Here is a 13,323-nt window from a genome sequence, read left to right on the forward strand (position 1 = left end):
AAGGCTGTAACTAAAATTGTTTAATTTCCTGTTTTTGATTTTTTCTTATTTGTACGTATGAAGACAGGTAGAAAAAGCCCTGGGGATAGCGTCTGTGCCAGCTATCCCCAGATGGCAATTCACACCTAAGGCTTATCCCCCTCCTTCCTCACCATCCGTACCGCAAACAATATCCAGCCAATCACTATCATAAAGATAATCAGAATAGGCCCTTGATAATCCTGGAAGGCCGGATCGGCGACAAACACCAGCATCAATCCACTGATCGATAGCGCCGTCAGCGCGACAAAGGGCAAGCCGCTCAGGTGTTTTCTCAGTGGGAACAACCAGATACAGACGATGAGGAACAGCAAAATAAAGACGAACGAGACAAATAAACCGGCTCTTATCTCCCAGCGATAAATACACACCCAGTTTAACAGGCTGGTGACGCTATTTAATACCTGATTGATCGGCTGCGGGTATTGCGTTGCTTCCGGGAAGAACGTTTGATCGATCAGCTTCTCATTGGCGTCACTTAATGGCAGCGGCCAGTAACCCGCGCCCAGGAAGGTCCAGCTGGAAAGATTAACCAGCTGAGTCAGGTCCGCTGTTTGATCGCGGTTATCCTCACTGATCAGCATCGGGACCAGCCGTTTATATACCTGTTGCACTTCTAACTGATTGGTCTGGCTGCTTAACCATTGCTGTAGCGCTTTTATTTGATCGAGCTCGTCACTGGCTTTATCGCGCGTTGCCGGTGAGCCAGGTCGGACGATCAGCAGGTTGGTGTGTTGCGATAAAGCATTGAAATTTGTGAAATTATAAAAATTTTCATTCCCTGTTACATCTTTATTCGCTACCACGTTTTTGACGGGGACAATAACGCTTAAATAATAGAGATCACCGTCGGTGACAGGGCCATCTACGTCACGGGGACTGGGTTGGTGCTGATAGCTCTGACGTAGCGCAATTTTCAGTTTGTCGAGGAACGAGAAGAAGACCTGCTGGCTCTCCGGAGTGTCCAGGATGGAAAGGTCGATATCCAGCGTAATGCCGTCCGCCATCGACGGCACGTCTTCGAGGCCAAAACTTATCCATGGCCTCACATGATTAATAACGTATTGATCCATGGGGGTGGTGACGGAGGCGACCAGCTGTTTAACCATATCGTCGGTAAACAGTGCGGTTAGCTGGTTGCGCGAAAGATCGCGTGGCGTGGTGACCACCAGGTCAAGTTTTGTCCTGTATCGGTGGGTCGTCTGAATAAACTGGCTGAACGTTGGCCCGGCTAACCAGTTTTGCGGCAGCACTAACGTATTACCGTTCCCTTCGGGTTTCATCACCGCACCAATGTAGCCAATGCGATCCAGGCGACTAAAATCAATCGTTTGCCCTTTCTCAAGATGCTGCCAGTAGGGGTAAAATCCGTAAAAGGTTCCCACATTAAAGATAGATTTGGCACTATCCTGACACCCGCAGTCCGGCGGTGCTGCCCAGTGTTGGGGGACTGCGTGGGCAGGGCTCAGGCCGCTTTTCCTGGCCAGCTCGAAAACACCCATGTTTTGCAGGCTGCTGGGCGGAATACCCGCCTCATTAACCGCCATTTGTAAAAAATAGAGGCTCGGGAAGACTTCATCCTGCAGCGGTGCCAGCGTTTTCAGCACCTCTTTGGACAGGGCGGTGATCTTCAATTCCTTGATGGTGTTGCTCAGGGCCTCTGGGCTCAGTTGCCACACGATCAGCGGTGCCGATGTTTGCGTATCGCTCTGTGTACTGGTTTCAATCATCTGCGTTGAGGTAGCCGGCGTCTCGCTGCTCTTATCAGCGCTATTTTGCGTCTCTGTCTCACTATTACTTCCTTCCGCATTGGCGGCTGGATTGGTGCTTGTACTTGTACTTGTACTGTTGCTGGTACTGGTGGTCGCACTGGTACTGGGTTGCGAACTCTCTATCGTATAAGAGTCAATCAAGCTGTCGATATCAAGTGGTGGCGCAATGGGAATATTCAGTTCAGTAAATAACGCGCTGAGCTGATTATAAAGCTGACTGCGTTGATCGAACTGCTGCTTTTCTAATTTTGCAAAGGTGGCCAGTACGGTCTGACGCAGCGTCAGGCTGGCGAAGTCTTTTTCGGTCAGCTGGTAATAATAGGGGGCCGTATCGCTATCGGGTCGTTCCTGAGCAGGCGGTTCTGCGGGTTTGGCTGCACCAGAACGATTACCGGCGTTTGAGCTGTTGTGGTCGAGTTTTTATTCTATCTCAGCGGAGGTAAAACTCAGCAGTTCCGGGGGCGTTATCGCCGTGCGCCACGTCGGATAAAGCGCATTTCTCTCGGCAGCGCGGTTTAGCGCAATCATTAAAGACTCAATGAAAATCTGGTGCGGATCGTTAGAGGACTCCGGTACGGTGAAAGCAAATTCATCGCAGAAATAGTTAAGCCAGTAGCGCGTTGTGGGGCCGACGATGCCATCGTTCAACCGCTGGCCTCTTTTGTACTGGGCCTGGAAATCGCTGTTGCTCTGATACAACGCGGCAAGCTGCGTTTGTATCGCTCTCCCTAAATTGCGCTTATCACTCGCCGTTAGCTGTTTGCTGCAGGTTTTAAACGGCTGGACGCTATCGATCAGGCCGTTTTCCGCGGCGTAACCCAACGTGGGCAGAGCGCAAAGCAGGAAGAACCCGCAGGCAACACGCCTGGCGAACCGCAGTGCCCGCTTACGAATGAGTGATAACAGACTGAAACCAGGGTTTATCATTTTGTTCGTCCTTAGCGCCATGAAACAAAAAGGGGGATATCCATCCATGGGTATTTAATGGTCTGAAAACTCCACGGCAATTGGGCAAGTAGCATGTCAAAAGTGGCGGGGATGACATTCAACTGCCAATGATTAGGGGTGAAGGTGAGCATACCTTCACGTTGAATAAAGGTAGTTTGCAGCCCGCTGATGGAGGTTTTTCCTAAGACTTTCCAGTGGGCAATTATGGCCGTGAGCAAACCCTCTATCAGCGTTTCGGCCCCTTCCGGTAATGCAACCTGCTGGGGGATGGCCGTAGAGGGCGCAATCCCGCAGAGCACCTTGTTCAGTAGCAGCTGATATTCAGGCGCGCTGTTAGTGTGATTCGTCATCCATTGCAGGCAGAACAGCGCTTGCAGCTGTGCCTGGGGATCAACAAAATTGCGCCCATCGGTCAGCGCTAGCTTTTGAAATAACATGGAAATATAGGGTGCAGCGATCACTAATCCCGCATTGTAAACGGTGATCGGTTCCGCGCTGACTTCTGCGTTATCCTGCGGTTTTTCCCATGGGATCCCCGCGCTTTTCCTCTCATCTTTTTCTGTCATATCAATGGTCTCTATAAGCTGTTTAATGTCTTGTTGCTGATGATTCAGATGGGACACCCACGGTGCTTTTGCCGGCGGTTTTTGTTCCCCCAGGCTGGCGATGTGTATTAACGTTTTTCGCTGTGACGTAGAGGATATCAACGGCAGTAACCGCCCAATCAGCGCGGCAACCGATGTATCGTCAGATGCTTTGTCCTGATGGGTATGCGTTCGCCATAACGGAGTTAACCCGATGAGTACATCCTGCATGAACCGGTCGCCGGTCATGGCCATACCTTTGAGCCAATGCTGGCGATAAAGCGTTTGCCAAAACAGATATTCTCCCTGTTTTGGTGATTCAAAAAGTTGGCAGAACGCCTGGCGTAATGCCAGCAAGGCGAGGGCCGCGCTGGTGAGCGTTGGGAACAACATCGCCTGATGTGTTTCAGCCGATACCTCTTCAAGCCATCGCTGCATATGGCGTGGGTTTGCCAGGGTACGCTGCAACCATGGCAGTAATGAGTGCTGCGCTAAACCGGTCAACAGGCCCTGCGCCGGGGCGGGGGCTTTACCTTCAAACCACAGCTGCAATGCTTCACGTAGTGCATCTTCGGGCAGAAGGCTGTCTAACCAACGCCGGCGTTCCGCCGGGTGCTGATGAATGTCGTTACTGCTGAGCACTAACTGCTGCAACTGCTGGTAGTGCGTCCGGTCGGGTGATGCAGGGTGCCTGTATATCTGGCGCAGCAACTGTTGCAGCCATTGCTCTGGCGTGGCAGGGCATTGATGGCTGAGCAGCAGTGGGTAAAACCAGTGCCGGGATAATGTAAAATGATGGACGATCGCCAGCAGCAAAGGCAGCAACGCGATCATGCGCTCACTGAGTTGTGGCTGCATGATGTGTACCAGGCGCGTTAACTGCGGGGTGTCCCATGTCTGCAACTGCGTTGCAATCGCCGAAGCGTTGATCGCGGCATAGCGCTGTAAAAGCGCGTGCTGCTGCTGGCTTATTGCTAATACGTGGGTATCGGACAGTATCGCCGTGAGCAACTGAGGTGCCGTTGCCGGAGGTCGCTGGTGATGTTCAACCAGATCAATCAACTGCTGACGCCATAAAAAGCCGCTATCGCTCAGACTTAACCACTCGTAAATGAAGACTTCAACGCCAATCTGGTAGCGGGAAGAAAGCTGTTCGGTGATATTCAGCAAATATTGATATTGATTAAATTCACTTCCCCGGCGGCTGATCAGGTAGTGCAGCGTCAGTTCCCACAGGGCATTTCGGGTATTGCTGGTGTCGGGTGGATTTGACGCGTGACTGATGGCCCTGCCGATGGTATGGCTCTCGCGAATAACCGTACGTACGGTCTCTGCGGCATGTGAATTGACGATGGCCGTTAAGGTGAATAAGGCGGAATCATCGAAATGGGCTACCCAGCGCATTAATACGGCAAGTGAGCGCCCCAAACTGACAATGAGCAGCGGCAGCCGTTTTCCATGGTCGCGCTGCCAGTGATGAATCTGGTTGTTCCAGTGGATTTGACTGGCACTTTGCAGCGTAGTGATGATGTCTTCGATGTCGGCCAGCTGTGCCAGCGAGAGGCCATCGATCAACGAGGGTGAGAGTGACAACCGGAAAAACGCCGGTGAGGGTTCATCTCGTTGAGCGGATTTTTCCGGGAGGCTGGACGGAGCGAGTTCCTGTAGCAGGTGGCTTAACGTGACGCCAGACAGGGAAAAATCACCGGCAGTGATAACGCGCTTTCTCAGTGCTTCCAACTGGTTGATATAAGAAATATTACGCCAGGATGCCATCCGTTGGATGAGAGATCGAAGATAGCTTTTGGGGTTAAACCCGCCGCCGCTTTCCACAATGAGAAAGGCAAAAGTGAACTGCCATAAACTCATCGCCGTCGTGCGATTGGTAGCCGTGGCGTTCTCGGGGGCAAACAGGCGATGTTGCACGATCAGGATGCGTATTAACGGCGTGGCAAGGGGTTCCAGCGCTTCGGCCAGTGCCAATAAGGTGCGATCAGAATAGGTTTCTGACCAGTGGCGGCGTACATACTCCAGTTGGCCACACCAGCGTAATAAGGCGGCAAAGGGTGACGAAAGAGGTGGCCAATAGCGCATGAGCTGATGTTCTTCGCCGGAACAGAGCGCTATAACCAGCTCGTTAATATGGCGTAAGGGGACTGCGCGGCTGGACAGATTCGCCTCATCAGGCTCTGCTCCGGCAGGCGTGGATACGGGCAGGCGCGTGTCAGCGACCTCCTGTTTATCCGCTGCGTTTAAAAAGGCCGGTGAAGCAATAACCGGCGCGAGGGTATGGAGTAAATGCAGTAACTGCTCCCGCAATGCGCTGTCGATGGTGGTGTTGTTCAGCGTTGCAATTAACGATGCCAGTAGCGTATCCGCCTTTTGGTTTTGCGAATTTGCCATCCGGACTATCAGGCCTGCCATGTAGCTTTGGCGGTTGAACGCACTGCCACGATCGTTGAGCAGGTACTGCAGCGTAAAAAGCCATAAATGCGGGTGGAGTTGCGCTGCGGGTAACAGTGCAACGGATTTCTCAGGGCTTGATGCCTGCGTGGCGTGAGCGTCGCGCGAGGATAAACCGGCGGGGCTTTTTACCTGCCACCAGTCTGGCACACGCAGAATAGCGCTCAAAAATGGGTATTCCTGCGGTGTTAATACGCTCAGCAGCAGCAGACGCTCCGCTTCCGTTAAATCATGCACCAGACACCCGGGGAGCTGGCTATCAGTGTGCCGCTCATAGAGGGCTTTAATCAGCTGCGGCGCAAACCGGTGGATCAGCCTTTCCCAATCGGGGCGGAGTGGAGCCAGGTTGTGTTGTGCGAGTAGCTGCGTGAAACGTGTGAACCACGCCAGTGCCAGTCGGTCAGTTAAATCACCCTGACGGCTTTCAGGATGCGCTAATAAAAGTGACATCATTTCCCATTGCTGCGCAGGCGCTAACGACGGAAACAACGCCGCAATGTGGCTGGCGGGAAATTGCTCAACGATCCGTCGTAATATTTGCTCAGGCCTGCTGGTGGTATTGAGCGCGTTAACCAGGCGGGCTGGATCCCCGGTCAGCATGTCAGATAAACCCAGTGATTCCAGCGGCTGTTCGCCGGGAACCGACCACGGGAGCGCGCCGGTGCTGAGAAACTGCCAGAGCACGTTCCAGCGCTGTTGCTGCTGGCTCAATACCTGCACGCGATGAGGCGCAGCGACAGGCGTGGCCTGATATGTCTGCATGGCGATGTGCAGCTGTGATCGCAGTGCTGCTTCCAGGCTGTGTTTGAGTTTTTGGGGTGCCTGCCGGTAAAACGTCTTAGCGTTTAGCTCACCAAGATCGAGGGTCAGCGTGTCGATCACCAGGATTTGCTGCTCAGGGCACACCTCGTCAAATACTGCCTCCATCACCGGGAGAAATTGCTGTACCACCCACTGTGCGGCACGTAACTCAAAAGTTTCTGCATCCGCAAATCCGGTGAAGTCGAATTCGAGGCTGGCGTGGTTTATTTTGTGGCGTTGACTCATAGGCTCAACGCCCCATCTGTTTCATTGCGTGAGCGCTGAATAAACAGGTGACGCTGGCATCGCACGTTGGCTGATTTTCTTTGTGCTGAAGTGCGCTGGATTTTGCCTGACGCCAATGGCTATACAGCGTTTCGAATTGGCCAAAAGCGGAGAAATCAAGCCACAGGCATTGCGTTAACAGGTGCGCCGGGCTGTTATCAATGATTAATTGTTGCGCCTGTTCGCGGAACCTGAGGTTGCTAAAGCGTGCGGTGTAGCCCGGCAAAACAAGCATGACCCGGTTGGCACGGTCGTTTAACGACGCGTTATCGTCCCCTGTACGCAGTAAAATCGGTTCAACGACATAAAGCCCTTCACTGTTTTGGTTAAGCCCAATCAACCAATGTTGCAGCTGGTGGCAAAGCGCGGTGAGTACCTGTTTATCGGGGTGGCGGGCAATATAAAACCACTGCGGGTTACCTTCGATCCCGGCGTTAAATAACAGCTGGTCATCGTCATGCTCAGCGCCTGGGAGCAGGCGGTATCTGCGGTTATCAATACCAAACCGCAACAGCACGTCAGGCAGCGTGCGCTCGTGGAACAGGGGAGTGGCTAACAGGCTGTGCTGAATAGCATCGTCATTCGGGGATTCTACCAGGCGATTAGCGGCTAAAGGCAGCAGGTTCGCCTGTGCTTCTGGGCTGAGTAAACGCAACACGTTTTTGCCAGCAACGCCTGAGAAGTAGAGTGCGTCTGGCACCAGGTCCAGTGAGTACCGGGCAATAGCCTGCGTATAACTCCCCTGGGACGACGCCAGTGGGAAGAGCCCCAGCAGTAACGAAAGACGCTGACGATATCCACCCTGATGTTCAGGCTGAAGCAAATTATCACCAAGGCCCCGTCCATTAGTCATCGTGACGATATTCAGAATAAAGGTTTGTTTATATTTCAGCAGCTGTTTTTCTAATTTTGGGGCGGTGAAATACGGATTGAACTGGCGATGTAACCACTCCGGGAAGCGTTCGCCATACAGGGCAAGTAAATAGGTAAAGATGCGATTTTTCCGCTCAGGATAATCATCAAGCTGGGCACGCAACTGGTCCAGGCGCGTGCCTGCATCCTGAGGGTAATGCTTGCCGATATTATAAAATTCATCATCTTGTAACCGATGCGCGTGGTAGGTGGCCTCGGGCGTTAATGACAGCGAAAACAGCGCATTCAACCCGGCAATGTCGTCACAAAAATTAGCCATTAGCTGGTCAAACAGCAGCAGGTAGCTGCGCAGCTGATGTCGTTGGGCCTGCTGTTGCGCATGGTAATGATTCGGCGTGCCTGGTGCTAAATGATAGTTTCTGGGGAACAGCGTTTGAATGGATTCATAACGGCTGAAATCATAATATCGGCCAGTGGGCAACGCGGGGGGCGTGGCCGTTTTGAGCTGTACAGAACGTTGCTGGTATTGGATCTGCTCTATTTTAATGGCGAGATCGGCATAGTCGATGGTAACCGGGTGCTGAAACTGGATGATCTCGATGCCTGAATGCGCTGAGGGTTCAGGCAGCATCAAATAAGAAAAAGGGGCGATATCATCAACGGGAGATGACTCACCGTGACTGCTGTTATCAGGGTAGTGGATAAACTGCAGCCGATCGATTTGTTGGATCCCGTCTTGAGCGAGCAGCGATTCTTTCATCAGCGTTGCGGGCGTGTTTTGCGTATTAGCTTGAAGCCAAAGGCCAATCCGGTGGTAGAGGGTGGCTGCAAGCCAGGTGACATCCGCAATATCGTCGCTGATGTGAATGACAGCAGTCAGCGTCAGAGGATGTTGTCCGGTTAATTCAATGGCGGATAAATCTTCTCCCACCGCCCGGACCTGATAAAACTCCTGGCGAATGCGATGAATAGCGGCATGTTGCTGTATATAAATCGAACGCTGGCCAGCCATTGAACGCTGCTGGCTTAACGCGTAAAAATGATTGAGCTGTGCATTGAGGGTGTAAATACCCAGCTGCGGGGCATCTTCACTCCAGCGTAACCACACTTTATCCAACTCAGGAAGCCGGGCTAATAACCATGTCTCATACTCTTCAGGCTGCTGCGGGTAGGCCGGGATGATGTCCTGGGCGAATGCTAATCCATGCGCCCGGTAATCAATGTTCCCTGAGGGTTCACTGAGATAGTCGGTTACTTCAAATTCACAGCGATAGATAAGGTCGGTCAAGGCGTAGCATACCGCCAAGCTGATAAAGGTGTTCAAAACTATTTGGATTATCATTATGGCGTTGTTTTGAAATAGCCTTAGACATTATGATGTGGTACTGGATGGTCTGGCCTTCTCCAAAGGGCGTGTTGGTGCGAATTTGTAATGCGTAAGGGCGTACTCAATCAGGTCTGAAAAATGTTCGGCTGATGGCATGGTCCCATGACGAAAATAATTCTTAAGCGTGCTTCGGTTACGTTTAGCCATTATTTTTTGCGCCTTCAGGGTCAGACGATGTTGATGTGCTGACAATAAATTGTTCCCCGATAACCAGTTCGCCAATACCAACGGTAACGGGTTGATGGGTCAGGTTGTCGGGTGAAATTTGAATGTACTGATGTTCTTCAGGAATCAATAAATACCATGGGTAGGCAGCACGAATGGCTTGATGGGTTGCCGCACTGTCCTGGAGCGAGTATTCCGTATCTTCATCAATACTGATTTTCAGCGCGGAAAGTGCACTGACCTTTACGACGTTTTCTTGCCTGAGAATAAAGGCGCTGAGCTTCTCAAGTGATAAGCAGAATCCTAGCCCTGTATTCAGGGTATCCGGCTCCCAGGGGCATAATTGCGATTTGACTGCATATTCCAGTCGGCGTAATGCGGGGCCATGACTGATACCGTCTTTTAACGTGACTTTGCACCTGATCTGGATTTTTTCGTAGCCAGGATTACGGACTTCTATCTGTACTTGCGGGCGAGACACGGCCAGCAGGAAACGGCGAATAGTGAGCAGGTATGACGAATCTAACTGCTTTGGCGAACAGAGCGAGTGATCGCAATCGGTATTGACCGGGGTCACGATGACCAATACACAGCCGGGCTGCTGGACATGAGAATAATAGCTGCGGGTAGGGAAACAGTGTACGGAACCCACTTCCGGGAAGTGTTCCAGAATAAGATGCTCGTAATCCCACGGGGTTAAGGCTTTGCCTTTGTGACGCAGGCTTTCACTGACCCGCATCTGAAAGTGCCGATCGCTCTCCGTTTCGGGGATTTTTATTATCGCATTCAGTTGTGCGATAGCCGCCAGATTGGCTTTTCGTGGTGTGCTACGCCATGCAGAAAATGAGCGCGGGGTAATGCCATCGTCGGCAAGGGGCGCGCCTTTACCCGTGACTTCTACGACATGCGTGGCGACATGCAGACAGTCAGGATAATGGTCTATTCCCTTACTGGTACTCACGCGCAGCCAAAACAGGCCCGAAGGCATCACGGTGTGGTCCGTGTTGATTTCATCCGGCAGGTCTAAGGTGACAATACCGGTCGTGAGAAAGTTGAGGGTTGTGTCATGAATAATCTGGTGCGGGTTGAGTGCCTGCCATTCATTATACACCAGGTAATACCAGCAATAAGCGGTAGACGGGTAGGGCATCAGCAGTCGGGAGTTACCGTCAAATACAAAGAAAATATTTAAATATCCCGATAGTTCCGTCGCAGTGATACCGATAAAGCAGTGGCTATCCTCTTGGTAATTTGGGAAGAATCGCGGTCTGTGGCGCTGGTGAGTTTGCTTTGGCGGATAAATGATGTTTTCGCCAAAAGGGTGCAAGTGAACGATTTCACTCTGGTTATGACGGTCGGTACTTAATAAATCGATGGTTGATTCCGCTGAATAGTCGATGGCAATACGGGTAACTAACGGCGTATAGGGCTGATCAGGCAAGGTTCTTTTATGCTTTTTGGCCACGTTATACGTCAGGGTATCGCTCAGTAAAGGGGCATAATCTTTGTGACCAAATGCCGGTTCCGGGCCTGTGAGCATCAGCTTAAACAGCCCGTTTCGTAAGCCAGACTGGTTGCTATGGGGCACCCTGGGCCAGGGCTGCGTCACTGGCGTGTAGCCGTTTTTCATATTGGGAAAATGAAGGTGTCTGTTATGGTGAAGCGCACCACTGGCTGGCGTAAATAACGGTATATCAGCGGGGCCGAACTCAACCCACTGCCCATTATTGAGCACTTCTGCGTGAATTCTAAAACTGGTATTGGTGTATCGGTAAGGATAGTGAGCATAGTGCTGCCTGAAGCCATCTGAACCTCGCGGCAGGTTCCCCCAGTCAAGGTGCAATGACAATTGGTTAAGGGATTTGCGGGCAATCTCTTCGTTAGCTATCACCATATAAGCATCAAGATAAGGCTGAGAGCCAAATATGAAGAAGGGCTGTGAGGAGTCTACTTGCCCCTCGGGGTTAAATAATTGCATTTGAGTTACGCCGCTCACCTGCGACGACATCGCCAGCTTTGATAATTCAAAATCGCGGAAAATCGCATACGGGAAGCAGTTACTTTGCCGCTTCAGCGTGATCCTTAGCGATGCACTGTGCGGGAGATGCGCATGGCGAGGGATGATGGGCGCAAAGCCGGTATCCACATGACATTTTACCTTGAATCCTATTTGGCACTCATGGGCGGCGCAGGGATAAAGTTCCACGTTATCAAGCTCCTCCCAACCATTTTCAGTGGAGGCTTCAATATGGAAAACGCCCTGGAACAGTTGATAAAAAGCCGCCGTAGCGGAGTGGCTGAGCAGCTCTTTGATTGTGGTGTAAGCCGTTGCCTCTTGCGCAATCATCGGTGTTAAACGGGCAAGGACTGCCGCAATATCTGATTCGGTTAACCATGGCGCTGTGTAAAGGCAGCGTCGGCTGACGATCTGACCGATGACACGAAACAGAAGGTGTCCATAGGGCATCCCTTCATCCGGGGTAGAGCCGATAAACTGCAGTATTTGCAGATAAAATAATTTATAGGCTGCCCAAACACGCAGTGATGGTTTGAGACGTCGAAACTGGCCGAGTTGCTCCGGCGTGATCGGTTCTACCAGCTTGCTATAGTAAATTGCTGCTCTTTCGGGAAATCATCCCCAGCTGCGCTGGTCGATATCATCCGGCGCTGTCCGCTGACACCGCAGACCAAGCCCGTTTCCTTTTCAGGCGAAACGAGCGGGTCGCGCTGTAGCGTGAGGTTGAGGATGTGAGAAACCTCGGCATCCGTGACTTCAATCGGGTAAAGGCTACGATAAACGATCGGGTTAAAGTCAGGGTCATCGCCAGGGCTGAACCCGGCATCTCGCTCAAATTGAAGGGTATTATGGGTTCGATTGTTTAATGAGAGCTTCAGGTATACCGAATTCTCTGGTGTGGCTTTCTTACCTTGTTGCAAAACCTGCTGGTAATAAAATTGCAGATGTTTTTCCGTGAATTGATTAAGGCTTTGCTGGGCCCGTTCAAACAATTTCAGAAAGGCAAAATAGAGCGCCTGCTGCGGATTATTTTCCTGATGTACTAACGCGGCCTGCAGTACCTGCTGGCTTTGCTGTTTTATCTGTTCAATGACATAAACGATTTTCGCAAAGCAGTGGCGCGTTTGTTCACTAAAGCTACTGTGCTGTAATACCGGCGATGCGGTATCCAGCGTGTGTTGATCAAGATTCCATAACGGATCAAGCGACTGTACGCTATGAAGGAATTGCTCGGGTAAGCGGGTTATCACCAGGCTTAGCGGCAACGAGAGGTGATACTGATATTCATGCAGCAGGTAGTATTTAAACTGGTAAGCGCTTTCCGGGGTGCCTGGAAGGTGTTGATACCACTCCTGCAACCGTTTTAGCAGGATAAGTAAAAAGTCGACGGTCACATTTTCACCCTGTTCCTGGGCTTGCTTAAATTGTGCCTGAATATGTTTGGTATCACAGGTGGCAATCGTGGCACACACCACGACTTCACTTTTTTGAAATAAACTTCCCCAGTGACCGTCAGCCTGATCCTGCAGGTTTCTGAAAGGTAACTGTTGGGCAAATTGTTGTGCCCAGACCACCAACTGCTCGAAGCTCAGCTCGTGTGGGTGAACGATGGATGAATTTATCGCCTCATCCTGCCGCTGTTGCCGTGAGGTCATTATGTGATATCCCACTCGTCAGGTAACGGGAGGAGTTTCTGTGATATCAAGGTGCCTTCGTTTAAATAGAAGGGATAAACCATATTACTACGGGTATTAGTGGTGATAACGCTGTAGTCAATTTGAATAATCAATTTTCCCGAGAGGGGATCGGGTAAAAAATAAATATCCTCGACATTGATGCGCGATTCGAAAAATAAAATGGCATGGCGAATTTCAGAAGTGAGCTGAGTTAATACCGTCTGCGTGAGTTCTTCAAAGACAAACTGATTAATCCGGCAGCCGAAATCAGGCGTCATCAGGCGCTCCCCAGGGGTCGTGGAGAGGAGAATGG

7 protein-coding genes are annotated in these 13,323 nt (G+C 51.3%); all 7 read right to left on the minus strand.

Features of this window, described 5'->3' with window-relative positions; translation table 11 throughout:
• Positions 1-125: 125 nt before the first annotated feature.
• Positions 126-1,952: a hypothetical protein gene (locus tag WH277_RS15950; RefSeq protein WP_339505934.1), complete on the minus strand. Its 1,827-nt coding sequence runs from the start codon at positions 1,950-1,952 to the stop codon at positions 126-128.
• Positions 1,953-2,231: 279 nt separating this feature from the next.
• On the minus strand, positions 2,232-2,738 hold the full coding sequence (locus tag WH277_RS15955; RefSeq protein ID WP_339505935.1) for a hypothetical protein: 507 nt from the start codon (positions 2,736-2,738) through the stop codon (positions 2,232-2,234).
• 11 nt (positions 2,739-2,749) lie between these two features.
• The gene (locus WH277_RS15960; RefSeq protein ID WP_339505936.1) at positions 2,750-6,853 is read right to left on the minus strand and encodes a contractile injection system tape measure protein; all 4,104 of its coding nucleotides are present in this window, start codon (positions 6,851-6,853) and stop codon (positions 2,750-2,752) included.
• A gap of 4 nt (positions 6,854-6,857) precedes the next feature.
• A complete protein-coding gene (locus tag WH277_RS15965) occupies positions 6,858-9,053 on the minus strand; it encodes a hypothetical protein (protein ID WP_339505937.1) in 2,196 nt (731 codons plus the stop codon).
• Between the two features lie 238 nt (positions 9,054-9,291).
• A complete protein-coding gene (locus WH277_RS15970) occupies positions 9,292-11,784 on the minus strand; it encodes a hypothetical protein (RefSeq protein ID WP_339505938.1) in 2,493 nt (830 codons plus the stop codon).
• 125 nt (positions 11,785-11,909) lie between these two features.
• Positions 11,910-12,989: a hypothetical protein gene (locus tag WH277_RS15975; RefSeq protein WP_339505939.1), complete on the minus strand. Its 1,080-nt coding sequence runs from the start codon at positions 12,987-12,989 to the stop codon at positions 11,910-11,912.
• Positions 12,989-13,288 carry a GPW/gp25 family protein gene (locus WH277_RS15980; protein WP_339505940.1) on the minus strand — a complete coding sequence of 100 codons (300 nt, stop codon included), beginning with the start codon at positions 13,286-13,288 and terminating at the stop codon, positions 12,989-12,991. The genes WH277_RS15975 and WH277_RS15980 overlap by 1 nt, the downstream gene beginning before the upstream one ends.
• Positions 13,289-13,323 lie beyond the last annotated feature (35 nt).

Origin of the sequence: Erwinia sp. MYb416, assembly GCF_037479575.1 — a bacterium.
Lineage (GTDB): Bacteria > Pseudomonadota > Gammaproteobacteria > Enterobacterales > Enterobacteriaceae > Erwinia > Erwinia rhapontici.